Origin of the sequence: Aromatoleum sp., from assembly GCF_035254505.1 — a bacterium.
Lineage (GTDB): Bacteria > Pseudomonadota > Gammaproteobacteria > Burkholderiales > Rhodocyclaceae > Aromatoleum.
The window spans coordinates 1-22,796 of record NZ_DATFAO010000015.1 but is presented as its reverse complement, the minus strand read 5'-3'; the positions used below and the strand labels follow the sequence as shown (position 1 = coordinate 22,796).

At 65.7% G+C, this 22,796-nt stretch carries 20 protein-coding genes and 1 riboswitch; of the genes, 7 read left to right on the top strand and 13 right to left on the bottom strand.

What is annotated here, in order from left to right; genetic code table 11:
• Window positions 1–100 precede the first annotated feature (100 nt).
• Genes VJ673_RS02205 through dsrO form a run of 3 tightly spaced genes read right to left on the bottom strand, consistent with a single transcriptional unit; the run spans window position 101 to window position 4,343 of the window.
• Window positions 101–2,740: a molybdopterin-dependent oxidoreductase gene (locus tag VJ673_RS02205; RefSeq protein WP_324124384.1), complete on the bottom strand. Its 2,640-nt coding sequence runs from the start codon at window positions 2,738–2,740 to the stop codon at window positions 101–103.
• 24 nt (window positions 2,741–2,764) lie between these two features.
• Complete coding sequence (gene nrfD / locus VJ673_RS02200) at window positions 2,765–3,622, bottom strand: NrfD/PsrC family molybdoenzyme membrane anchor subunit (RefSeq protein ID WP_324124383.1); 858 nt, start codon at window positions 3,620–3,622, stop codon at window positions 2,765–2,767.
• Between the two features lie 10 nt (window positions 3,623–3,632).
• Complete coding sequence (gene dsrO, locus VJ673_RS02195) at window positions 3,633–4,343, bottom strand: sulfate reduction electron transfer complex DsrMKJOP subunit DsrO (protein ID WP_324124382.1); 711 nt, start codon at window positions 4,341–4,343, stop codon at window positions 3,633–3,635.
• A 304-nt stretch (window positions 4,344–4,647) separates the two neighbouring features.
• On the opposite strand from dsrO, the gene VJ673_RS02190 reads away from it, so the two are divergent.
• From VJ673_RS02190 to VJ673_RS02180, 3 genes are read left to right on the top strand one after another with little or no spacing between them, the layout of a single operon-like run.
• A complete protein-coding gene (locus VJ673_RS02190) occupies window positions 4,648–5,526 on the top strand; it encodes a substrate-binding domain-containing protein (RefSeq protein WP_324124381.1) in 879 nt (292 codons plus the stop codon).
• Complete coding sequence (locus VJ673_RS02185; RefSeq protein ID WP_324124380.1) at window positions 5,523–7,001, top strand: sensor histidine kinase; 1,479 nt, start codon at window positions 5,523–5,525, stop codon at window positions 6,999–7,001. Before VJ673_RS02190 ends, VJ673_RS02185 begins: the two co-directional genes overlap by 4 nt.
• Window positions 6,958–8,313, top strand: coding sequence for a sigma-54-dependent transcriptional regulator (locus tag VJ673_RS02180; protein ID WP_324124379.1), 1,356 nt, complete (start codon window positions 6,958–6,960; stop codon window positions 8,311–8,313). Before VJ673_RS02185 ends, VJ673_RS02180 begins: the two co-directional genes overlap by 44 nt.
• A 54-nt stretch (window positions 8,314–8,367) precedes the next feature.
• Here VJ673_RS02180 and VJ673_RS02175 read toward each other — a convergent pair whose 3' ends face one another.
• Together VJ673_RS02175 and VJ673_RS02170 are read right to left on the bottom strand one after the other, a co-directional pair.
• Window positions 8,368–8,742, bottom strand: a complete 375-nt coding sequence (locus VJ673_RS02175) for a DUF779 domain-containing protein (protein ID WP_324124378.1) — start codon at window positions 8,740–8,742, stop codon at window positions 8,368–8,370.
• Between the two features lie 61 nt (window positions 8,743–8,803).
• Window positions 8,804–9,232 (bottom strand): group I truncated hemoglobin, encoded by a 429-nt coding sequence (locus VJ673_RS02170; protein ID WP_324124377.1) that lies wholly within the window; start codon window positions 9,230–9,232, stop codon window positions 8,804–8,806.
• A 195-nt stretch (window positions 9,233–9,427) separates the two neighbouring features.
• Here VJ673_RS02170 and VJ673_RS02165 point away from each other — a divergent pair, with 195 nt between their 5' ends.
• Window positions 9,428–9,595 carry a hypothetical protein gene (locus VJ673_RS02165; protein ID WP_324124376.1) on the top strand — a complete coding sequence of 56 codons (168 nt, stop codon included), beginning with the start codon at window positions 9,428–9,430 and terminating at the stop codon, window positions 9,593–9,595.
• Here the strand turns inward: VJ673_RS02165 and VJ673_RS02160 are convergent.
• Both VJ673_RS02160 and purU read right to left on the bottom strand, forming a co-directional pair.
• Window positions 9,572–11,596, bottom strand: a complete 2,025-nt coding sequence (locus VJ673_RS02160) for a hydantoinase/oxoprolinase family protein (protein WP_324124375.1) — start codon at window positions 11,594–11,596, stop codon at window positions 9,572–9,574. The two genes, VJ673_RS02165 and VJ673_RS02160, sit on opposite strands and share 24 nt — an antisense overlap.
• 12 nt (window positions 11,597–11,608) lie before the next feature.
• Window positions 11,609–12,490 carry a formyltetrahydrofolate deformylase gene (purU, locus tag VJ673_RS02155; RefSeq protein WP_324124374.1) on the bottom strand — a complete coding sequence of 294 codons (882 nt, stop codon included), beginning with the start codon at window positions 12,488–12,490 and terminating at the stop codon, window positions 11,609–11,611.
• A gap of 229 nt (window positions 12,491–12,719) precedes the next feature.
• On the opposite strand from purU, the gene VJ673_RS02150 reads away from it, so the two are divergent.
• On the top strand, window positions 12,720–13,781 hold the full coding sequence (locus tag VJ673_RS02150; RefSeq protein WP_324124373.1) for a GlxA family transcriptional regulator: 1,062 nt from the start codon (window positions 12,720–12,722) through the stop codon (window positions 13,779–13,781).
• A gap of 46 nt (window positions 13,782–13,827) precedes the next feature.
• A riboswitch (cobalamin riboswitch) is annotated at window positions 13,828–14,036 on the top strand.
• 123 nt (window positions 14,037–14,159) lie between these two features.
• The gene (cobD, locus tag VJ673_RS02145; protein WP_324124372.1) at window positions 14,160–15,146 is read left to right on the top strand and encodes a threonine-phosphate decarboxylase CobD; all 987 of its coding nucleotides are present in this window, start codon (window positions 14,160–14,162) and stop codon (window positions 15,144–15,146) included.
• A gap of 207 nt (window positions 15,147–15,353) precedes the next feature.
• On the opposite strand, the gene VJ673_RS02140 is transcribed toward cobD, so the two are convergent.
• The 4 genes from VJ673_RS02140 to VJ673_RS02125 all read right to left on the bottom strand — a co-directional run bounded on the left by VJ673_RS02140 (window position 15,354) and on the right by VJ673_RS02125 (window position 19,344).
• Window positions 15,354–15,629, bottom strand: a complete 276-nt coding sequence (locus tag VJ673_RS02140; RefSeq protein WP_324124371.1) for a hypothetical protein — start codon at window positions 15,627–15,629, stop codon at window positions 15,354–15,356.
• 32 nt (window positions 15,630–15,661) lie between these two features.
• The gene (locus VJ673_RS02135; protein WP_324124370.1) at window positions 15,662–16,705 is read right to left on the bottom strand and encodes a DMT family transporter; all 1,044 of its coding nucleotides are present in this window, start codon (window positions 16,703–16,705) and stop codon (window positions 15,662–15,664) included.
• A gap of 233 nt (window positions 16,706–16,938) precedes the next feature.
• The gene (gene narL, locus VJ673_RS02130) at window positions 16,939–17,601 is read right to left on the bottom strand and encodes a two-component system response regulator NarL (protein WP_324124369.1); all 663 of its coding nucleotides are present in this window, start codon (window positions 17,599–17,601) and stop codon (window positions 16,939–16,941) included.
• 99 nt (window positions 17,602–17,700) lie between these two features.
• Window positions 17,701–19,344: a histidine kinase gene (locus tag VJ673_RS02125; protein WP_324124368.1), complete on the bottom strand. Its 1,644-nt coding sequence runs from the start codon at window positions 19,342–19,344 to the stop codon at window positions 17,701–17,703.
• A 34-nt stretch (window positions 19,345–19,378) separates the two neighbouring features.
• On the opposite strand from VJ673_RS02125, the gene VJ673_RS02120 reads away from it, so the two are divergent.
• Window positions 19,379–20,992 carry a sensor domain-containing diguanylate cyclase gene (locus tag VJ673_RS02120; RefSeq protein WP_324124367.1) on the top strand — a complete coding sequence of 538 codons (1,614 nt, stop codon included), beginning with the start codon at window positions 19,379–19,381 and terminating at the stop codon, window positions 20,990–20,992.
• 11 nt (window positions 20,993–21,003) lie between these two features.
• On the opposite strand, the gene VJ673_RS02115 is transcribed toward VJ673_RS02120, so the two are convergent.
• Window positions 21,004–21,777, bottom strand: a complete 774-nt coding sequence (locus VJ673_RS02115) for a TorF family putative porin (protein WP_324124366.1) — start codon at window positions 21,775–21,777, stop codon at window positions 21,004–21,006.
• A 37-nt stretch (window positions 21,778–21,814) separates the two neighbouring features.
• Window positions 21,815–22,796, bottom strand: a 982-nt coding sequence (locus VJ673_RS02110; RefSeq protein WP_324124365.1) for an electron transfer flavoprotein subunit alpha/FixB family protein, incomplete at its 5' end; no start/stop codon positions are given.

Genomic DNA, 22,796 nt, shown 5'->3' with positions numbered 1-22,796 from the left:
CGAGTGCGAACAAGGTCTTCAGCATGGGATCTCCAATCCATGCCGGCCCGTGTCGAGCGCGGGCCGGGTAGCCATCGTCAATGGGCTCTGCTCAATCGCCTCAATGCCCGCCCGGCGCCTTCTTCTTGACGCTGTCCGGGCCTGCCCAGGCGGCCATTTCCGGATGCATCTTGCGGTGCAGGTCGCCGGTGTAGGCGTAGCGCATGGTTTCCTTGAAGGCCGCCACGTGCTTGTCCCAATCCCCCTCGCTGTCCCCGTACTTGTCGTTGGGGCCGGCCTTGGTCACCTTGACCACGGTGTCGTACCAGCCCTGCGAACCGCCGATCGGGTCGGCCACCACCGGGATGATGTTGTTCGGATGCACCCCCTTGTCGTCCCACCAGACGTTGTTGAGATCGGGATCGTCGGCGCCGTGGCTGTATTCCCCTTTCTTGTCCTTCAGCTTCAGGGTCGCCAGGCGGCCGTATTCCCAGTGGCCGAAGCCGGTCGGGATCGACACCACCTTGGGATGGATGCCTTCGGTGACGTAGGCCTTGGTTACCAGGTGGCCGACCGCGCTCTCGACGCGGACCAGGTCACCGGTCTTGACGCCGAGCTTGGCGGCGGTTTCCGGATTCATCCAGGCCGGGTTGCTGTGGGCGATCTCGGCCAGCCATTTGACGGCGGCGGTGCGCGACTGCTTCATCACATTGAGCTTGAAGGTCGACAGGATCAGTTCGTCTTCCTTCATCGCCTCGTGCCAGGGAATGCGCTTGAAGGTCGGCATCGGGTTGAAGCCGTACTCGGCCCACTGGTCGATGCGGACATTGATCAGCCGGTTGCCGGTCGGGAAGCCGACGCAGTTCTTGCCCTCGCGGCGGACGCCGATCGCCTTGCCGTTCTTGCTGATGACACCCTTGCCATCGACGGTGGCGCCGGCCATGTCGGCGGCCGACAGCTCCTTGAGGTACAGGCCGTAGTCGGCCTTGATCTCGCGGCCGGTCTTGTCGGAGATCTTGCCGGTCTTCGGGTCGAGCTTGCCGTAGATCGGCCAGACGCCGTGCTTCTTCAGGAAATCCAGGCCGCCGGCTTCCTTGAGGCCGGGTACGTTGTCGAAGTGATGGCGCATGTAGTCCTCGCCGTCCTTGAAGTCCCAGAACTGCTTCATGCCGCGCTTGCCGTCCGGGTCCAGCTTCCAGATGATGTCGCGCAGCAGCATGCGGTTCTCGCGCGATTCGCCGAGCGAGGCGTGCACCGGCTGGCGGATGCCCAGCCAGGGCCACAGCGAATTCGGCATCGATTCCGGCTCCCAGCGTTCGAGGTAGGGGCAGTCGGGCAGGATCAGGTCCGCGAGCGCGGTCTCCTCGCCCATGAAGGGACTCATCGAGACGAGGAAGGGAATCAGCTTCTCGTCCTTGTAGAGCTTGCCCCACACCGCCGTCGATCCCGGGTTCGTATAGACCGCGTTGTCCTGGTAGGTGAAGTAGACGTTGATCTTCTGCCGGCCTTCGGCGATCCAGAACGGCACCAGGTGGCTGACCTTGTGCGCCGCGAGCGGATAGTCCGGCGGATGCGACAGGTAGGAGGCCTTGGTCGGCTTGGCGGGCTCGGGCTGCGGCTGCGGCCAGCCCATGCCGCGCGGCAGGCAGTAGCCGCCGCGCCGTTCGACGTTGCCGGTCATGATCGGCAGCATCATGCACGCCTTCTCGTTGTACGAGCCGTACAGGTGCTTGGCCGGGCCGCGGTACGTGAACAGCGTCGCCGGCTTGGTCGTCGCAAACTCGCGCGCGATGCGCTCGATCGTCTCGACGGGCACACCGGAGATCTTCGCCGCCCATTCCGGCGTGTACTGCGCGTAATGCGCCTTGAGCTCGTCGACCGCGACGTTGGTCCAGGTGTTGATGAAGTCGCTGTCCTGCAAGTCCTCGCGCAGGATCACGTGGCCCATCGCCAGCGCCACGGCGCCATCGGTGGCCGGAAACACTGGAATCCACTCGTCGGAAAAGCCCGCGGTGTTCGACAGGCGCACGTCGAAGGTGACGATCTTCATCTCGTTATCGACGCGCCCTTCGGCGATGCGCTGCGACAGCGGGTTGTGGAAGTACGCCGCCTCCAGCACGTTGGAGCCGAAGTTCAGCACATACTTCGCGTTGGCGAAGTCCGGCGTCTCGATGTCCGGGCCCCAGGTCGGTTCCATGCCGATCTTCTTCGACGACTCGCACACCGAAGTGTGGTTCACGACCGTCGCCGAGCCGAGCGTCTGCATGAAGCGGTCGAGCGTGCCGCCAGTGCGATTGCGCCCATATTTCATCATGATCGTGTTCGGGTCCTCCTTGATCGCGGCATCGAGCTTCTCCGCGACCTCGGCCAGCGCCTCGTCCCACGTGATGCGCTTCCACTTGCCTTCACCGCGTGCGCCGACCCTACGCAACGGATACAGGATCCGGTCCGGGTCGTAGCTGTACCACATGCCCGAATTGCCCTTCGCGCACAGCCGGCCGCGCGTCGATACGTGCTCGGGATTGCCTTCGAGCTTCACGACGCGGTCGTTCTCGAGATAGGCGATCGCCCCGTCCTGGACGTTGCACACGTGGCAATTGATCGGAACCGCCTTGCGCTCGGCGGCATTCACCGGACTGAAGTCCTTGCCGCCGGGCTCGTTCTCCATCGCCTGCAGCAGGCGCGGCGCAGCCGCGGCCGCCGCAGTCGTCCCGGCACTGACCTTGAGGAAGGCGCGACGTGTGATTTTCGGGAATTCCATGGCCTGATCTCCTTCGCGGTCCGTTCAGAACAAGGTCTGCAATTGCTGCGGGCCCATCAGCAGCGCGTAGCGCAGCGCCGCCCCGCCGACGAGCACGAGCACGCCGGCCAGCACGACGCCCGTCTGCCCGCGGCCGACGGGCGCCAGCAGCAGGGCGATCGGCGCCGCAGTGCCAGCGACGATGCCGATGCCGACGAAGATCAGGCCCATCGTGCCGGTCGTCAGGATCATGAACGTCAGCTCCTGCGCCGCCCCGCCGTAATTCGTCGTACCGAGGATCGACACCAGGATCACGCCCACCGCCGCCGTCGACCACAGCAGGTATTCGCGCAGCAGCTTCTGCGCCGCCGCGTTCGAGCCGGCGAGGATCGCCCCGGCTGCGGAGCCCGAGGCCACCGCGAGCGCGACGAACAGCACCGGCATCACGGGCGTGTTCCACACCGGGCGCGACTGATGCACCGTGAGGTCGTAGCCGGTGTAGACCGGCAAGCCCAGCGCGAGCAGCGCCGCCGCCGTCGCGAGGACCTTGCCGCGCGCCTCCTTGCCCTGCCGCAGCGCCACAAGGTAGAGCAGCGACACGATGCCGAACGCCACGATGTTGAGCGCCCCCCAGGCGAGCGGCGAAGTGAAGTTCAGGTAGACCGGGTTGAGGATGTTGAGGAAGCGCAGGGGCTGCGACAGGTCGGCGATCAGCAGGAGCCCGCCTGCCACCAGCAACGCAAACGAGCCGTAGGCCGCCTTCTCGCGCAGCGGACGCAGCGCCTCCGTCCGCCACGAGCCGTAGGACAGGAAGGACAGACCGGCGCAGATACCGATGACAAAGAAGTAGATCGCGTAGGTCGCGTGCCACGACACATCGTGGAACCAGATGTAGTCACCCATGATGGCCTCCTCAGATATTCAAGTGACGCTTGAACGCGGAGCGCTCGAGCTCCATCACGTCCCGTTGGCGGTAGGCATCGCGACCGAACTCGGTCTGGTTGCGGTCGGCGCCGATGTAGAACACGTGCGGCTTGGTCCCTTCCTCGGGGCGCAGCACCTGCGTCGCGTTCTTCGCGACGAGGTAGGAGACCTCGCTCGTCGGATCGTTGAGATCGCCGAACACGCGCGCCCGTCCGATGCAGGTCTGCACGCAAGCCGGCACGAGGTTCTGCGAGACGCGGTGGAAGCAGAAGGTGCACTTGTCGACGACGTTCGTGATCGGCGTGTAGGTGCGGTGCGAGGGCAGCATGAAGCGCGCGTTGTACGGGCAGGCCGCCATGCAGCTGCGGCAGCCGATGCAGCGCTCGTAGCGTTGCAGCACGAAGCCACCATCCTCGTTCTTGAAGGTCGCCCCGACCGGGCAGTTGCGCACGCACGGAGGATCGTCGCAGTGGTTGCACAGCCGCGGCAGAAACTGCTTCTTGACGTTGGGATACTTGCCGACGACCTTGTACGGCACCCAAGTGCGATTGACACCGAGCGGCGTGTCGTATTCCGCCTTGCATGCGACCTGGCACGCCATGCAGCCGATGCAGCGGCGCGTATCGACCACCATCGCGAAGCGGCGCTTGCCCGCCTTTTCCCTGGTCTCGATGGCCGAGACCCTGAGTTCTTCACTCATGTGCTTACCTCCTGCGATGTTGCGACCCTTGTTCCGGCAGGGCTCACGAAACACACATTTGTGAAGGCGCCGGACGCCTGTACTTCACGATCCTGAGTCGCAAAATCCGCGCCAGCAAAGGCCCGGCACGCAATAACCCGTACGGCAGAGTAGTCTTAGCACGATTGCGATTCGGGTGGCATGACACGAGTTGTTACGACCTCGTAACGCCCGGCAGAGATGTTGCGGCGCAAGGTGCTACCGCGGCGTAACGTCCTTTCCGCGGCAGTGGCAGACCGCGCGGCGGGCGCATATCATCCCTGCCATGGACAGGGTCAATCGCAGCCCCGGATCGCAATCGCGCCGACGCTTCCTTCGCTGCGCGGCGCTCCTCGCTGCGCTCGCGCCCCTGCCGGCTGGCGCGAGCGACGAGACGCTGCGCATCGGTCTGACACCGGTCTTCCTCGACGACCAGATGAGCTTCCTGCGCGAATGGCAGCGCTGGCTGGAAGCAAAACTGGGACGTGCGGTGGTCTTCATCCAGCGCGGCAACTACCGCGAGATCGTCGACCTCGTGCGCAGCGGCAAGCTCGACTTCGCCTGGGTCTGCGGCTATCCCTACGTGCGCCATCAGCGCGAGCTGAAGCTGGTCGCCGTGCCGCTGTGGCAGGGCCGCCCGCAATACCGTTCCTACATCATCGTGCCCGCCGACGACACACGCTCGGCCTCGATCACCGACCTGCGCGGCAAGGTCTTCGCGTACTCCGATCCGGACTCCAACTCCGGCTTCCTGTATCCACGCTACCTGCTCGCGACGCACAAGGAGGATCCGGGCAACTTCTTCGGGCGCACCTTCTTCACCTGGGCGCACCGCAAGGTCGTCGAGGCCGTGGGGGTGGCGCTCGCCGACGGCGGCGCGGTGGACGGCTACGTATGGGAGACGCTCGCCGAGTTGCGCCCCGAGCTCACGCGCGCGACCCGCATCGTCGAGCGTTCGCCGCTGCTCGGCTATCCGCCCTTCGTCGCCCGCGCCGATATCCCGCCCGCCGAGCTCGAACGCTTTCGGGCGGTGCTGCTCGGGATGGCGGCCGATCCGGTCGGCGAGGAGCTGCTGCGACGCTTGCGCCTCGACGGTTTCACCCGTGCCAGTCCGGAGCTGTTCGCCGAGATCGCACACATGGCCGCGCGGGTGGAGCGCCTGTGAGCGCGCTCTCGGATCTCTCTCTCCGCTGGAAGATTCCGCTGCGGGTCATGGGTGCCGTGCTCGGGACCGCGCTCGCAGTCACCGGCGCCCTCGTCGCGCGCGAATACGAGGAAATCCGGCAGAACCTCGAGGGCCATGCCCGAAGCATGGGCCGGGTGCTCGCCCACACGCTCATCATGCCGGTCCTGCACGACGACATCTGGCGAGCCTACGAGATCCTGCAATCGGCGCACGAGCGGGACCCCGCCGCCCCCGAACTGCAGGCGGAGGTCGTGCTCGTCACCGACGCCGACTTCCGCGTCTTCGTGTCGACGCGGCCGCGCGAATTTCCCATCGGCAGCAGCGCGGCGAGCCGCGGGGGCGCTTACGGCCTGTTGCGTGCCGAACTGTCGCGCGGCACGCAGACCGAACAGCGGGTCCTCGAACCGGTCGACTCGCCCGTGTATTTCGTCATGTCGCCGCTGATCGCCGACGGCGTCGCGCTCGGCCACGTGATCCTCGGCTACTCGAAGACGCCCTTCCTGCCGCGCTTCCTGGGCCTCGTCGGACGCGCCGCGCTGGTCACCCTCGTGGTCCTCGCCGTCATCCTCCCCATCTCCTGGTTCTGGTCGCGCCGCACGGGCCAGCCGCTGCTGCGTCTCGCGGAGGCGATGCGCCATGTGCCGGTCGAGCTGGAGGCGGCGCACCTCGCCGACCTGCCGCACAGCCGCGACGAGATCGGCCAGCTCGGCTCGGCCTTCCGCCGCATGGTCGGCGAGTTGCGCAACAAGCAGGAACTCGAGCGCCAGATGCTCGTGTCCGAGCGCCTTGCTGCGATCGGGCGCCTCACGGCCGGGATCGCGCACGAGATCAATAACCCGCTCGCGGGCATGCTGACCGCGATCAACACCTACAAGCGTCATGGCGGCGACGATCCGCTTGCGGCAAAGACGCTGTCGCTGCTCGAACGCGGCCTCACGCAGATTCGCAACACCGTCGCCGCACTACTCGTCGAAAGCCGCGTGGAAGACCGACCGTTCGCACCCCAGGACATCGACGACCTGCTGATTCTCGTCGAGGCCGAAGCTCACGCGTGTGGGACGAAGGTCGTCATCGACGGCATGCTCGGCGCCCCGCTACCGCTGCCGGCGACGCTGGTGCGCCAGATCATCCTCAACCTGCTCCTCAATGCCGTCGCCGCCGCGGGCAACGGCGGCATCGTGCGGCTGCACGCCCACACCACCGACGATAGCCTTACGCTCGCGGTGTTCAATGACGGCCGGCACATCCCGGCGGAGGAGTTGCCCTACCTCTTCGAACCCTTCACGACACACAGCGGGAAGGGGCACGGACTGGGGCTGTGGATCGTCTACCAGATCGTGCAGCAGCTCGACGGCGAGATTTCGGTGGACAGCGCGCCGGACTCGACCACCTTCACCATCGAGGTCCCCTATGGCTCTGCCAGCAGAAGTCCTGCCGCCGCTCTGTCTGATTGAAGATGACGAGATCATGGGCGAGTCGCTCGTCGAGCGGCTCCGCCTCGAAGGTTTCGACGTCGACTGGTGCCACACCGGCACCGAGGCGGCCGCAGCCCTCGCGCTGCGCCGCTACGCGGTGGTGATCAGCGACATCCGCCTGCCCGACTGCAGCGGCGGCGATCTCTTCCTCGACCTCGTCGCGCGGCAGTCGATGCTCCCGCCATTCCTCTTCATGACCGCCTTCGGCACCATCGACCGGGCCGTCGAACTGCTCAAGGCCGGCGCTGCCGATTACGTCACCAAGCCCTTCGATCCCGACGCCCTCGTCGCGAAGGTGAAGGCGCTCGCGCACGACTATGGCGTGATGGCGGGCACGGAGTCCGACGCTGACGCGCTCGGCGTGTCGCCCGCGATGCGGCGCATCGCCCAGACCCTGCCGCGGCTCGCGCGCAGCGCCAGCGTACTGCTGATCACCGGCGAATCGGGCGTCGGCAAGGAGCACGTCGCACAGTTCTTTCATCGCCATGCGGGCGACCCCGCGGCCCCCTTCGTCGCCGTCAACTGCGCGGCGATCCCCGAATCGCTGCTCGAAGCCGAACTCTTCGGCTACGAAAAAGGCGCGTTCACCGGCGCCGCCAAGGCCAGGCGCGGCTATTTCGAACAGGCACAGGGCGGCACGCTGTTCCTCGACGAGATCGGCGACATGCCGCCGCCGATGCAGGTCAAGTTGCTGCGCGTGCTTCAGGAGCGCAAGCTACAGCGCCTCGGCAGCGAGAGTCCGATTGACGTGAGTTTCCGGCTCGTCTGCGCGACACACCAGGATCTCAAGGCATTGGTCGATGCCGGAGCCTTTCGCGATGATCTCTACTACCGCATCCACGTCATCCATCTGCGCATCCCGCCGCTGCGCGAGCGCCCCGAGGACATCCGCTGGTTCGTGCGCCATTTCGTCGAGCTTTTCAATCGCGCCCATCAGGACCAACGCCGACGCATCGACCCGCGCACCGAGCAGGCGCTGATGTCCTATTCCTGGCCGGGCAACGTGCGCGAACTCAAGCATGCAGTCGAGCGCGCCTGCATCCTCTCCCCCGGCCCGCTCCTCGGCGCCGAAGCCTTTTTCGGGGAAGACCTGGAGACCGGACAGACGGACGACGCGTTATCCCCGTCGCTCGCCGAATATCTCATGGCCTGCGAACGCGACTACCTGCAGATGACACTCGAACGCCACCATTGGCACATGACGCACACGGCGGAAGCGCTCGACATTTCGCGCAAGACGCTATGGGAAAAGATGCGCCGGCTGGGTATCCAGGGGCACGACGACTCGTGAGTGGAGGGGCTGTTCAGTCGTGGGCGTCCGATCTTCGTCCCGCAGGGGAGCCCTTCAATGCAAGGGCTTGAGGCTCAGCAACGCCCACTCTTCGGTGGAATAAAGACGGGAGCGAGTATGTAAATACCCGCTATCCAGGTCTTCGAGCGAGAAAGATTCGCCTTCACCGACCTCGATCATCACATCGACGATGAGCTGATTGTATTGCCAGTATTCATGCTGAGTCTCGGTGATATAGAAATGGCAACCGCCGATTTCCCCCAGCAGCAGGTCCGCGGTACCTGCGATGAAGTCTCCTTGAGGAAGGCAGTTGGCAGGTCCCTCCTCCCCGCACGCGCAGGGCCGATGGAGCACAAGGGGACCGTGCTTCAGTATGAGTTGCTCTATGAGTGCCAAGGCACTCTCGGTGGCGACGACACGTTCGACCATGCTGGGAGTCTCCGAAGGAAGGCGGCTAAACCGCCCTTCCTAATCGCGCATGCGATGCAGCTTAATGACCGACGACGTCGCCCTTGAGACTGCTCAAAAGGCCCATGACTTCACTTTTCTCACCGGCGGGCACTTTGAACTTGTCGAGAGCCCTGACGGTATCGTCGGCCAGCGCATTGAAATCGGCCTCAGTCAGCTTCATGCCGGAGTGGGCATTCTTCATGTCCTTGCCCTGATACTTGCAGGGACCACCGCTCGCCTCGCACAGGAAGTCGACAAGCTGGCTGCCGAAGACTTCCGGCTTGGTCTTGGCGAAAAGGGCGTTGATCCGCTGGTCGGCGGATACGACCGCCCACAATTCATTGACTACGGCAGTCAAAGCCGGCTTGCCGCCCAGACGCTCATACAGGTTTTTGTCGGCGGCAGCGGCACCGCAGGAGATGCAAAGGGCCAACAGGCCGGCGACGGTGCAGCGCGAAATCAAAGTCATGGTAGTAGTCCTGGCGGTAGGTGTGTAATCAGTAGGTGAGAACGGCAGCGCGAATCTTAGGGAGGCGACTTAAGTCGGTCTGTAACCCAAGTCACTCAGCCGAAAGGCGGCGGCTCAAGGTCACGAGATCAATGACAGCGGCTCAAGTCAGCGACCGCTCGACCGGAAAGCTTTCGGCCCGTGTCGCACCGGGGCGTGCGTCTGACCGATGCGGGCCGTCACCTGCATGAACAGGTCAATCTGGGACTGACGCTGATCGACGAGGCCGGCGGCCTCGATCTGGCGATTACCGTTGGACGTGGCGACTGCTCGCGCAACCCGCGATGGCGGATCTTCAAATCACGCGACGAGCGGGAGGGCTGAGCGCGGCGGCCCCGACGCGATCGCGGTCACCCGCATCTCGAAGAACACGTCGCCGTCGAGTTGGGTGCTCACGCTATTTTTGTCCTGCTCGAACGCGACTTCTACCTCCGCAGCCCCGGCCTCACGCGCCAGCGCGCTCGCCTCGGTGGCGGCCAAGTCGCGGGCATGCGCGACCGCGGCGTCGAGCTGATTGAAGTCCTTGGGCCCATCGTTCGCGAACACGCGGAAAGTGCCCCGCGCCGGCTGGGTAATCGTCAGATGCACGCGCTGCGAAACCTCGCCGAGCACCGCGCCCACCGCGTTCGCCACTTGCCCGAAAGGCGGCATATGGAGGCCCACCTGCAGACCGCGGGCGACCTCCGGGTAGTAACTGGCGGCCGGTCCGCCCACCGCCACCACCGGTGTATCGGCTGCAAACTGCATCGAAAACACCGACGCCTTCGAAGGATCCCGGCGTCGCTGCATCGCCATTTCGGTCAGCAGCTTCGCAAGCTTGTCGGCTTGCGCGGCGCCGAGACGGTCCTGTTCATGCAGGCCGGCTTCGACGAGCTTCTGGCTGATGCCGTCGATCACGAGGTCGAAAATCTCCCGCGACGGGGCCTCTGCGTCGCCGTCTGCCCAGCTGCCGTAACCGTACAGGCTGCGCATCCGCCTCGCCCAGATGCGGGCTCCCAGCACGGCTGCGGTGGTGCTCCAATGAGTCGAAATACCCAATACGTGTGCGGCGTCGGTCGGCGTGAAACCGCTGTAGATGACGAGCCCCTTGCGCTCGAGCCGCGCCAGCGCGCGGGCGAGGCGGCGGTCGTCCTCGACGGCCCGCTCCATGTTCACGGGTCCGTCCGCCAGCCGTTCCCAGGCCTGGCGTTCGTCGTCGGGCAGCTGCCCCAGGAGCGCCTCGTCGTTCTGCAGGCGGAGCGCGAAGCGCAACTGGCTGGCATTCGGCGAGGAACGGGCCTGCCCTTCGAGCGCCGGCAAGACCTGCGGATGCTCGCTCGCCAGGAGGCTCAAAGGGACGACCCTGCGCGGACCGATCGAGATGCCCTCGCCGCCGCTGAAGCGCACCTCGCTATCGCCACCGAGCCCGATCGAATAGACGCGGACCGCCTCGACCATCGGCTGCCATCCGCCGATCAGTGCGCCGTCGAAGCTCAGTTGCGGCCGTCCGTTGCGGACGACGGCGATATCGGTCGTCGTACCTCCCATGTCGGCGACGATCGCGTCACGCAGCCCGCTGAGCGCGCACGCGCCCAGGACACTTGCCGCCGGACCTGACAGCACCGTCCCGACCGGGCGCTTCAGCGCAGATTCGGCATTGATCAGCGACCCGTCGCCCTTGACGATCATCAGCGGCGCCCGAATGCCGTGCGAGGCCAGGATGACCTCGACCGACTCGATCAGCTGCTGAACCTGGGCGATCATGCGCGCATTCAGGGCGACGGTCGCCGCACGTCGGGGCGCGCCGAGCGAGGATGCGAGTTCATGCCCGCAGGTCACGGGCTTGCGCGTCAGTTCCCGCACCAGTTCGCGTGCCCGGATCTCGTGTCGCGGATTGCGCACGCTGAACGTGGCAGAGATCGCGAAGGCCGAGACCTTGTCGCGCCGGGCGAGGATTGCCGTCCGCACCGCCTCCTCATCCAGGGGAACGGCTTCGCCGCCCCCCGCATCGTGCCCGCCGGGGATCGTCACGATGGACTCGGGACCGAGCAGCTCCACGAGCCCGCTGTTGCGTACCTGGGTGTCGTTGTACCCGATCAGCAAGGCGCAAACCGGGGAGCCCTTCCCTTCGACGACCGAGTTGGTCGTCAAGGTCGTCGATAGCGACACCAGCGACACGTCGGACAGGAGTGCCGGCGGCAGGCCGTCGATGGCGCGGGCGATGCCGACCGTCAGGTCGTAACGCGTCGTCAGTTGCTTCGCGGCGGCGACGATCTCGCGCCGCCCGTCGACGAGCACCGCGTCAGTGAAGGTTCCGCCCGTGTCGATCCCCAGCTTCAAGCCCATGTTCGGCCCCGTTCAGCGGAACACGACGGTCTTGTTGCCGGCGAGGAAGACGCGGTGCTCGATGTGGTATTTGACGGCGCGCGCCAGCGCCAGGCATTCGGTGTCGCGCCCGACGGCGACGAGGTGTTCCGGCTGATAGGTGTGGTCCACGCGCTCGACGGCCTGCTCGATGATCGGCCCCTCGTCGAGATCGGACGTCACGTAGTGGGCGGTCGCGCCGATCAGCTTCACGCCGCGCTCGTGCGCCTGATGGTAGGGCTTGGCGCCCTTGAAGCCGGGCAGGAAGGAATGATGGATGTTGATCGCGCGGCCCGAGAGCTTGCGGCACAGATCCTCCGACAGCACCTGCATGTAGCGCGCTAGCACGATGAGATCGGCGCCGGTCTCAGCGGCGATCTCCATCAGGCGGGCTTCCTGCGACGCCTTCGTCTCCGGCGTCACCGGCAGGTGATGGAAGGGAATGCCGTGCCACTCGGCGAGCGGCTTGAGATCGGGGTGGTTCGACACGATCGCCGGCACATCCATCTTCAGCTCGCCGGTGCGATGCCGGTACAGCAGATCATCCAGGCAATGGTCGAACTTCGACACCATCAGGAGCACTTTCGGGCGCGCCAACGTGTCGTGCATCTCCCATTCGAAGTCGGTTTCGGACTGCGGCAGCTCGTCGCCGAAGACACGCTTCAACTCCTCGAACGAAGGCGTGCGGCCGGGCGTCGTTGAAAACACCGTCCGCACGAAGAAACGGCCGGTCAGGATGTCGTCGAACTGGGCCATTTCCATGATGTAGCAGTGGCGCTCGGCAAGGAATGTCGAGATGCGTGCGACCGTGCCGATCACCCCCTTGCAGCTCGCCTTGAGTACGTAAATGTTCTTGCCTTCCGTCATGACCGACATTGCGTGTCTCCTGAATCCGTTTGTTTTCTGCGCGCCGAGCTTTCGGCGGTCTGCCCCGACGAATCTAATCTTCCAGTCGATCGTCGCTTGCCTCATTGCGACAGGTTTCAGTCGGCGCACGACGACGGGCGTCACCGGCAATCGCAGCGGCGACCAGCGTTTCGGGGCGGCGGGGGAGTTTCGAGAATCTGCGGTATATTTCCCTCGCGGTCGCATTACGGAGACAGGTATGAGCGACAAAGCGCGCCAGGCCCCGCGCAGTTTCGACAGCGGCTTACGACACAGCAATAAAGCCTACTTGCAGGGCTCATTGTCCGGTGATGCGCATCCGCCCATCTGCCGGCGGATTGCTTTCGTGCTGCTCGAACACTTTTCGATGATGGCCTTCACCGGCGCGGTCGACGCGATCGTCACCGCCAACCTGATCAGCCGCAAGCCGCTCTATCGCTTCGAAACCTACAGTCTGGAAGGGACGACGGTGCGCAGTGACCTGGGCATCAACATCTCGGTCGACGACGCCCTGCCCGCGCTGGACGCGAACGATCTCGACATCCTGATCATCTGTGGCGGCTTCCGCTCGAACCTGGAACCCGGGCGTGCGGTGATGGACAAGTTGCGCGAGGCGGCAAGGCGCCGAGTGATCCTGGGCAGCCTGTGGAACGGCAGTTACCTGCTTGCGCACGCAGGACTGCTGGACGGCTATGGCTGCACCGTGCACCCGGACAGCCGCGCCGGACTCGAAGAGCTGCGCCCGCAGGTCAGACTCCTGCCCAATCCCTTCGTGATCGACCGCGATCGTATCTCGTCCGCCGGGGCCAACAGCGCCTTGGGGATGATGCTCGCGGTGATCCGGCATCACCATGGCGAGGAGATGGTTCGTGGCATCGAGGAGATCCTCTCCTGCGACCGGACGCTCGACGATCTGCCTGACAGTCCGATGCCGACCCTGGTCGATAACCCGACCTTCCCCGATGTGCTGCAAAACGTGCTGCAGCTGATGAAGAACAATATCGAGGAGCCCTTGAGCATCGACGACCTCGCGCTGCACGCCAAGACCTCGCGGCGCCAGATCGACCGTCTGTTCCAGCGCTACATGAACACGACACCGTCGCGCTACTACCTCGAAACCCGCCTCACCCGCGCACGGCGTCTGCTTCAGCAGACCAACGAGCCGATCACGAGCGTCGCGATCGCCTGCGGCTTCACCAGCGCCCCGCATTTCAGCCGGTGCTATCGCGAGTTCTTCGGCGTGTCGCCTTCGCAGGTCGGACGCAGGCGTCCGCAGGGCTGATGGGGTGCAACCTGCGGCGCGGCCCTTCCCAAACGACTTGGCCGATGGATATACTTTGAGCATGGGTGCCTTGCTCCGTGACCATGGAGCGGGTGAAACGGGAAGCCGGTGACTCTTGGACGACAAGACATTCCGGCGCAGCCCCCGCTGCTGTAAGCCTGACGACTCCGCCTCAAGCCACTGTGCCGATGCACGGGAAGGCGCCGGAGAAGACTGAGGGCAAGCCAGAAGACCGGCCCAGATGAAGTGTTGCGATTCCCCGGGGTAACGGGAATGCATCTGATGACTGGCACCCGGTCCGCCTTCCCACCGCCATTCTTCCGACCTGCAAGACCTTTCCCCGCCGTACACCGTTTTTGCCGTTTACTGGAGCTCCCCATGCTTTACCACGGTGGCCGCGTCATTGCCGCTTCCCTGCAATACGGCATTCCTGCTGTGGAATGGCTCGACCTTTCGACCGGCATCAACCCGCGCGGCTGGCCGGTGCCGAGCCTGTCGTCGGCCTGCTGGCAGCGCCTGCCGGAGGAAGATGACGGCCTCGAAGCCGCGGCAGCCCAGTATTACGGTAGCCCGAGGCTACTGCCGGTGCCGGGGTCGCAGGCCGCGATCCAGACCCTGCCGGGCCTCTTCCCGCGCGCGGGGGTGGCGGTCATGGGGCCGCTTTACAACGAACACCCACAGGCCTGGGCGAAGGCCGGACACGAAGTCCAGCGCGTGGCGTACGCCGATCTGGCGCAGGCGCTTGTGGCCGAAACTCCGGTCATCGTGCTCTGCAACCCCAACAACCCGACCGGCGAGTCGCATCCCCGCGCAGCGATCCTCGCCGCTGCCCGGGAACTCGCAGGTCGGGGCGGCTGGCTGTTGGTGGACGAGGCTTTCGCCGACCCCCTGCCCGCGGACAGCGTCGCGGCACTGGCCGGCAGCCCTGAGGCGCCGAACCTGATCGTGCTGCGTTCTCCGGGGAAGTTTTTCGGGCTCGCCGGAGCGCGGGTGGGATTCGTCTTCGCCGCGCCGGAAATCCTTGCCCGGCTGCGCGAGATCATCGGCCCCTGGGCGGTCGCCGGGCCGTCGCGCGAGGTCACCAAGCAGGCGCTTACCGATCGCAGATGGCAGTCCGACACGCGTGAGACGCTGTTGGCCGAGGGGCGGCGCCTGCGCGCGCTCCTGGCGCCGCTCGGCCAGGTTGCCGGGACGCCGCTCTTCGCGACGGTCACGACGGACCGGGCGCACGCGCTCGTCAAGCATTTTGCCGAACGGGCGATTCTCGTTCGGCATTACGATCCTCAGCCGCTGGTTCGGTTTGGTCTACCGGCCAACGAAACGGACTGGCAGCGGCTGGAGGCGGCCATTTCGGCGTGGCGATGACACGGCGTCCTGCGAGGCGAAGCCCCCAAAGAGGGCAACGCCTCGCGGATCCAACTGATGCTGGCTAGATCTTCGTCACGAAGGTGCGCGCATGGTAGAGCGGCACCAGACTCAGCGTGAAAATGACGATCAATGCGAGCGTGTCCGCTCCCGGATAACCCCAGAATGATGACATGGTCCGTCTCCTTGTCGTGCCGTTGAAGAGGTTCAAAGCAGCCCTGTATCGGCCATCCGCTGGCGGCCGAAATCGCTCAGGGCGAAGCGGAAGCGCATCTTGTCGCTGTACGCGTCGAAACGCTCGTCGAGGCTTTTCACCAAACCTCCGGAATAGAGGTCGGTGAGGATGACGCGCACCGACCCATGCCAGTAGGCACCGTCCTTGCCGTATTCCGCACAGACCGCGGTCGCGATCTCGTTGTCCCAGATGCCCTCGGTCTGGGCGATGAGTTGCAGGATGTAGCCCTTGATATGAACCCTTGCCATCTGTCGTCTCCTCGCTTCGAGTGCTTCGGTTTTCACAGGGCGCGCACGACTTCGAGCACGTCGCTCTTTTCCGTGTACATCATGAAGGCGCCGCCCACGACCAGGGCGAGGCCGACCAGGAAGTTCCAGGCCGGGAACTGCAGGGTGAAAACGGCCAGGAAGACCACTGCGAAAGCGCCATAGAGGGCGGCGATCGCCTGGCCGCGACCGACGCCGATCAAGGGGAAGGACTTGTACCACGACACGTAGCAGAAGCCGAAGGTGATGCCGGCCAGCAGCAGCCACGTGAGCGCCTTGAGATTGAGCGTGGCGAGGATCAGCTGGATGACGTCGACATCACCGAACAGCGCCAACGCGGGGAGCACCAGGCAGGCCCAGTAGAAGACTTCGGCGGTGAAGCGAACGGTAATGCCGCAGTCGGGATCCGTCACATCCAGCGCCCGACCCGCGACCGCTCCTTCGATGCCCCAGCCAAACGCCGCCATGGCGCCGCCGAGATAGCCGAGCCACGATACCTTGTTCGTCGAGGCGTTGGACAGCTCGCCGAGAATGCCCGGAGCGTAGATCGCGATCCCGCCGCCGACGATCACCAGAATGCCGAGCGCGGCGCGCATGGTGATCCTTTCCTTGTACCAGGCGCGGGCAATGGTGGCTCCGACGATGGGATACAGCAGTCCGGAAATCGCCGCAAACACTGCCCCGACGTAACCCATCGCCAGGAAGGACCCGAAGATCGCCATCGGCCCGCCGAAGATCGCGGCCGCGAAGTACCACTTGGAGATCTTGCGTACTCGCGTCGCAGTCCTGACGAAGTCGCCGAACTTGTCTAGCACGACCAGCCAGAGGAAGAGGAAGAGCAGCACGGCGCAGGCGTTGAATGTGGTGATGACTGCGGCGGCGGTCAGGAACTGCCGCGTATCGTTCATATCGATCGCGGCGAACGGCTGCTCCTGCCAGATCGCCGCGCCCGGCACGTACCACGCCCCCCAAAGCACCGCACACCATAGCGCCCAGATGAACCCCCAGCGGATGCTGCGGGCGCGAAAGGCGGCTTTTGCATAGATTGCCGACGTCATGACTCCTCCTTGTTGTTTTGCCCCGAACCGGCGGCACATGGGCCTTCGTCTCCATCCGTCCTCGCAATGCGCGGCGGGAACGTGTGAGGGAATTATTGGAAGAGCCGGAGCGCGCGACAATGCTCCAAAGGGGCATACCCACAAGTAGGCATGGGGAAGGGGTGCTTGATGCGGAAATGAACGCAGCGGCCGGCGCCGGGAGGCGCGGGCCGCCGCGGGTCGCTCAGCTCAGGTCAGGATGCCGAGCGCTGGCGGGCATCCTCGCACTGGTGACGCCAGACCACGGCTTCCAGGCGGGAATGGAGATTGAGCTTGTAGAGCACGTGCTTGACGTGCACCTTGACGGTGCCGAGGCTGATCCCCAGTTCGCGCGCGATGGTCTTGTTGCACATGCCCTCGGCGAGGAAGTTGAGCACTTCCGCCTCGCGTGCGGTGAGGTTGGCTTCGGTGGCCGGCATCGGCTGTCCGGTCGCGACCGCCTCGATCAGGCTGCCGGTCACGGCTTCGCTCAACACTGCGGCTCCAGTGAGCGCCTTCCTGAGCGAAATACAGAGGTCATCCGGCTCCATGTCCTTGAGCAGGTAACCATGGGCACCGGCCCGCAGCGCGGCAACCACGTCGCGCTGGCTGTCCGACACCGTGAGCATGATGAAGCGGGCATCGACGCCGCGTTCGCGCAGCATCGTGAGGGTATCGATGCCATTCAGGCCGGGCATGTTGAGGTCGATGAGGATGACGTCGGGCTTGAGCCGCTCCGCCATCTCGACCCCCGCCGCCCCGGAACCGACCTCCCCGACGACGCGGAATTCGGATTCCATCTCGATCAACTGGGCAATGCCTTTGCGGAAAAGCGCGTGGTCGTCCACGATCAGGACGGTGTGACTGGTCTCCAGCACTGTCGGTCTCCAATGTCGTTATCGTCGCCTGTGTCGGCGACTTTCTTTACTGCCTGGCGATCGTACTCCGTCTTCGCCGCCCTGTCCGCGGCGCCCTGCTCACCATTCCAGGACGGTAGGTTTGAAGCGCACCGTGACACGACAGCCGCCCTCCTCCCGCCGCTCGATCGACAGCGCGCCGCCCAGGCTCAGCGCGCGCTCCCGCATGATCGTCGTGCCATGATGATTGCGGGTGTCCACCACCGGATCGAAGCCCTGACCGTCGTCCTCGACCGTCACCGCGGTCAAGCCGTCGTTGAGCAGGGCCAGCCGGACCGTGGCCTGGGTCGCGCCGGCGTGGCGCACGACGTTCGACAAGGCCTCGCGCACGATCTGCACGACATGGAACTCCTCGTTGACGTCGAGCCGGCACGCGCCCAGGCGGTTGTCGAGCGTCATGGCCACGCTGCTGCGGGCGCCGTAGTCCTCCAGTGCTTCCTCCAGCGCCGCCGCCAGGCCCCCGGCATCGATCTGCATGCGGAAGGTATTGAGCAGTTCGCGCAACTTGCGATAGGCGCCATTCAGGCCCTCGCGCACCTCCTCCGCCGCGCCCGCCACCTCCTCCGGTCGCGCGCCACGCAGGAGCAGCTTCTGCATGCGGGTGACCTGGATTTTCATGTAGGACAGCGATTGGGCGAGCGAGTCGTGCAACTCGCGGGCCATCGAGGTGCGCTCTTCGATGAGGGCGATGCGCCGGCCTTCCTGATTGCGCCGGCAATGGGCGATCGCCATGGCGAGGTGCTTGCCCACCAGCTCCACCACTTGCAACAAGCACGAGAGGCTCTCCGGCACGTCACGGCCGATGACGAAGAGATGGCCGTAGCGTGTCTTGCCATCACCCAGCGGCACCGCCAAGCCCTCCCACAGCGGGCCGGCCTGCGCGGCCCCCGCAGGCAATAGCTCGAACATCTGGTAGCGCCCGGCGACCGGCAAGGCGCGGAGCTGTTCGAGCTGGACCCAGCCGAGCTCGCCCGCGTGGATGGCGGGCGGAAGCTGCATGGACTCGCGGACCTCGTCGTTCAGACACAGCCCGCAAACCCTCGCGCCGAGCGCCTCCTGCACGATCTGCGACAGTTTCGTGAGTGCCTGCTGGCCCACGGCAGGACCGGCAAGTTCGGACATGACATCGTCCAGCAACTGGAGCCAGCGGTCAGGCGGAGGGACGTGGGCGTGCCCGTTCACGGCCGCTTCGCGCGCGGCCTGCTCGATACCGCGGCGGCGCAATCGAACGCCGAGCCAGGCGCCGCCCACGGCGACGATCAGCAAGGCCATGCGCACTGCGATGTCCACGCGCAGGTGGCGACGCAGGGCCTCGGCTACGGTGAGCGTTGCCGTCTCGACGAAAGGCAGGGCACTGGAGACGTTGTTGAAGGCTTCCGGCGGCACTGCATCGGGCAGGTCAATGCGAAACGGAAGGTCCGCCAGCAAGGCGCGGCTTTTCTCCAGCCATTCGCGCGCGGCCTCGTTGTGCGGCAGCGGCGGCAACGCGGACGCACGTTCCTGCAACTCCGCGGCATCTGCGATGAAACGCACGGCGTGATGGGTCCACGCGGCGGTGAGGATCGGCTGCATCAGGAGGAGCATCGCTGCCCCGGCCGCCACCGTCATCACGACTGCCCAAGGCAGCGACCAAGCGCCTTGCGGCGTCGATCGAAGCCAGTATGATGGCCAGGCGCGGCTGGAATCTATTCGATCGAAGATCATCGTTCCACCTACGAAGAGTCCTGGAGGACAGCGCATGCTGAGCCTATGGCTGTATCTTGTCGGCGCCGCCACCGCGTGTGCATATGCGCTCGGCGCAAGCATGGCGTGGATACCGGCATCGCCGGTGCTTGCGGCGGTGAGCCTGACGGTCGCGTCGATATTCATATTTTCGGCGGAACTATGCAATCGCCGCGCGCACGCCCAGGCGGCGGGCCGCGCATCCGTCCCGCCGGCGCCCTTGGCCCAGGACGATCATTCGCTGGTCGACGGGATCGACGACATCGTGTTCCAGACCGATACGGACGCCACCCTCACTTTCCTCAACCGCGCCTGGAAGGACGTCACCGCCCTCGATACGCGCGACTGCGTGGGGCATTCGTTCTTCGACTTCGTCCACCCGGACGACCAGGCGCTCAACCGCGAGCAGTTGCTCAAGGTGATGCAGCCCGGGCAGGAAACCTGTCGCTTCGAGACCCGCCTGATCTGCCGCGACGGCCGGCAGTGCTGGGTGGACGTGAGACTCAAGCCGCGCCGCGGACGGCGCGGAGGGATCAACGGCGCGACCGGGGTCATGACCGACATCAACTCGCGCAAGCGCGCCGAAGATCTGCTGCACGCCCGCGACCGCAGCCTCTCCACCCTGCTCGACCACCTGCCCGGCATGGCCTTCCGCTGCCGCAACGACCGCGCGTGGACGATGGAATTCGTCAGCGACGGCTGCTTCGAGCTGACCGGCTACGAGGCCGTCGATCTCCTCGACCACGCGTCCTACGACCAGCTGATCCACCCCGAGGACCGCACCTATGTGTGGGACTACGTGCAGAGTCAGCTCGCCGGCCGCAATGCCTTTCAGCTGCGCTACCGCATCCGTACGCGCGAAGGCCGCGAGCGCTGGGTCGAGGAGCGCAGCCGCGGCGTGTTCGCCGGCAACGGCACGCTGCTCGCGATCGAAGGTTTCATCTCCGACATCAGCGACCAGAAGCAGGAGGAAGAGCGGGTCACCCGGGAATCGCTGCGCGACGCGCTGACCGGACTGAAGACGCGCGCCCTGCTCGGCGAATTCATCGCCGCCGCGTTCGAGGCCGAGTCGGCGGCAGTGCGTCCGTTCGCGCTGCTGTGCCTCGACATCGACAATCTCGCGCGCATCAACGAGCGCCACGGCCGCGAGATCGGCGACAAACTGCTCAGAAGCGTCGGCGAGCGGCTTACCGCGCTGTGCCGCGCGGGTGCGGCGGTGGGTCGCAACCGCGGCGACGAGTTCGGCATCCTCGTCCATCTCGGGCAGCCGCTCCCCGACGGCCGCCTGCCGGCCCTGCCAGACATGGGAGCCTTCGCCGGCGCCGGTGCGGGCGAGGAGCACGTGTCGGCGGTGGTCCGCGCGGCCGCATGGGCCGAAGCAGTCGCCCACCTGCTCGACGCGCCGTTCGACATCGATGGCGCAGCGATCTCGGTCGGGGCCCGCATCGGCATCGCACTCAGTATCGACGGCTCGCGCGATGCCGACGCGATGTTCCGCGACGCGGGCCGCGCCGTGTGCACCGCGCAGTGGCAGATTCCGGATAGCGCGGTGCGCTACGCGTTCGCCGGCACCCTGTCGCACCGGCTTGCCCAGGTCTGCCGCCACGCGGCGGGCGAATTGCCGCGCTAAGCGGCAACCCCCTAGAACGAGCGCGACAGGCCCACGATCCAGTGACTTTCGCCAAGGTCCTTGCCGTCGGCCACCCATAAGCTGCTGTCGGCATTGGTTCTGGTATAGGTCACCGAAGCGGTCCACCCGGCACCGAAGGTTTTGGCGAGGCTCGCCCGCCAGTCGGTGTAGCTGAAGTCGCTGTAGTTGCGCACGCGCTGGCGGCCGACGTGAAGCCCCAGGACGACTTCACCCGGCAAGGGGACCTTGGCGTTGAGCTCCAGGTAGCCGCTGCCGCGCGAACTGCCGCCGCCCATCGAGTCGTGGTTGAAGCCGAAGAAGTCCGTCAGGGTGTGGGAGTACTTCAGCGTGAGCCAGCGCCATCCGACCGACCCATACGCCTCGAGCGTGTTGTAGCTCTCGTTGCTGCCCGGGAGCTTCGGGTGCTCGGGGTAGTAAAACTGGAGCAGCCCCAAGTCATAGCTCCAATCATCCACGGCGCCGGCGTAGCCGCCGTAGAAATCGGTTTCCAGGCTCGCGTCGTTGATGGCGTCGCTGCTCACGTTGGTTCCCCACACTCCCGCGTAGAGGCCGCTCGCGTGCGCGTAGTCGAAGCCGCCCTGCAGTGCGGGATGGTTCTGGGTGTAGGTGATCCCGCGGAACACATAGTTGCTGACGAAGCCGACATTGCTCGTCACGGTGTGCGGGCTCGCCGCCTCTTCCGCGCGGCTGCCCGTGGCGGCAAGGCCTGCGGCGCAGAGCACAAGAAAACCGGCCGCACGCCGCGGCAAATGCTGAATCTTCATTGAAGTCCCCCTGAGGGGGCTTTCGCCCCCGTGGTGCTCAGAAGTGGTTACGCAGTTCCTGGCCGATCTCGAAGATGTCGCCGACGATCCCGTATCGAGCGATCGTGAAGATCGACGCCTCCGGGTCGGTATTCACCGCGACGATGGTCTCGACGTGCTTCATCCCCGCCATGTGCTGCACCGAGCCGGAGATGCCCATCGCGACGTAGAGCTTGCAGGCGGCGGCGGTCTTGCCGGACTGGCCCACCTGCCGGGCCTTGGGCAGCCAGCCGGCGTCGGCAATCGGCCGCGAGCAGCCGAGCGTCGCGCCGACGCTGTCGGCAAGTTCCTTGAACTGCTCGACGTTGTCCTCCTCGCCCACGCCGCGGCCGATCGAGACGATGAACTCGGCGCCGGGGATGTTGACGTCGTCCCCGCCGGCCGGCTCCTCGAAGCCGAGATGCTGGCTGCGCGGTGTGACCGTGGGTGCCGGGACGGCCGAAACCGCGGGCTCGCCGAAAGTCTCCACGGGTTTGTAGGCGCCGGGGCGGACCGTCAGCACGACGACGGAACGACCGGGGAAGTCCACTTCGATGTTCACCTTCTGACCGTAGCCGGCGCGCGTCGCCACCCAGCCCTCGGCGTCACGTTCGATGCCGAAGACATCGGTCGCGAATCCGTAGCCGTTCTTCACCGCGAGCGGTGCTGCGTAGCCAAGGCTGTCGACCGAATGGGCGAGCAGCACGAGCGAGGGTGAGCGCGCTTCGATCAGCGCCCGGACCGAGGCCTCGTAAATTTCCGGGTCGAAGGCGTCTACGACCGCTTGCACCGTAAGGACCTCGTCGACGCCGGCGAGCTTCAGCTCGGCGACGTAGCGCTCCGGCGCCTCACCGATGACCGCTACCCGCAGCGCTTCGCCGGTCGCGTCCTTCAGGGCGACCGCGGCTCCCACCAGCTCACGGTTCACCGGCCGCAGCTCGCCATTGCGATGCTCGCTGATTACGAGAATTCCACTCATCACGCTGCCCCCCCGAATTCCT

Bases quoted from the DNA above. Each gene is read 5' to 3' on its own strand.
- VJ673_RS02205 (WP_324124384.1), bottom strand. From the start codon at position 2,740: ATGGAATTCCCGAAAATCACACGTCGCGCCTTCCTCAAGGTCAGTGCC.
- VJ673_RS02120 (WP_324124367.1), top strand. From the start codon at position 19,379: ATGCTGAGCCTATGGCTGTATCTTGTCGGCGCCGCCACCGCGTGTGCA.
- VJ673_RS02115 (WP_324124366.1), bottom strand. From the start codon at position 21,777: ATGAAGATTCAGCATTTGCCGCGGCGTGCGGCCGGTTTTCTTGTGCTC.
- VJ673_RS02125 (WP_324124368.1), bottom strand. From the start codon at position 19,344: ATGATCTTCGATCGAATAGATTCCAGCCGCGCCTGGCCATCATACTGG.
- cobD (WP_324124372.1), top strand. From the start codon at position 14,160: ATGCTTTACCACGGTGGCCGCGTCATTGCCGCTTCCCTGCAATACGGC.
- dsrO (WP_324124382.1), bottom strand. From the start codon at position 4,343: ATGAGTGAAGAACTCAGGGTCTCGGCCATCGAGACCAGGGAAAAGGCG.
- nrfD (WP_324124383.1), bottom strand. From the start codon at position 3,622: ATGGGTGACTACATCTGGTTCCACGATGTGTCGTGGCACGCGACCTAC.
- VJ673_RS02140 (WP_324124371.1), bottom strand. From the start codon at position 15,629: ATGGCAAGGGTTCATATCAAGGGCTACATCCTGCAACTCATCGCCCAG.
- VJ673_RS02150 (WP_324124373.1), top strand. From the start codon at position 12,720: ATGAGCGACAAAGCGCGCCAGGCCCCGCGCAGTTTCGACAGCGGCTTA.
- VJ673_RS02175 (WP_324124378.1), bottom strand. From the start codon at position 8,742: ATGGTCGAACGTGTCGTCGCCACCGAGAGTGCCTTGGCACTCATAGAG.
- VJ673_RS02180 (WP_324124379.1), top strand. From the start codon at position 6,958: ATGGCTCTGCCAGCAGAAGTCCTGCCGCCGCTCTGTCTGATTGAAGAT.
- purU (WP_324124374.1), bottom strand. From the start codon at position 12,490: ATGTCGGTCATGACGGAAGGCAAGAACATTTACGTACTCAAGGCGAGC.
- VJ673_RS02135 (WP_324124370.1), bottom strand. From the start codon at position 16,705: ATGACGTCGGCAATCTATGCAAAAGCCGCCTTTCGCGCCCGCAGCATC.
- VJ673_RS02190 (WP_324124381.1), top strand. From the start codon at position 4,648: ATGGACAGGGTCAATCGCAGCCCCGGATCGCAATCGCGCCGACGCTTC.
- VJ673_RS02170 (WP_324124377.1), bottom strand. From the start codon at position 9,232: ATGACTTTGATTTCGCGCTGCACCGTCGCCGGCCTGTTGGCCCTTTGC.
- VJ673_RS02160 (WP_324124375.1), bottom strand. From the start codon at position 11,596: ATGGGCTTGAAGCTGGGGATCGACACGGGCGGAACCTTCACTGACGCG.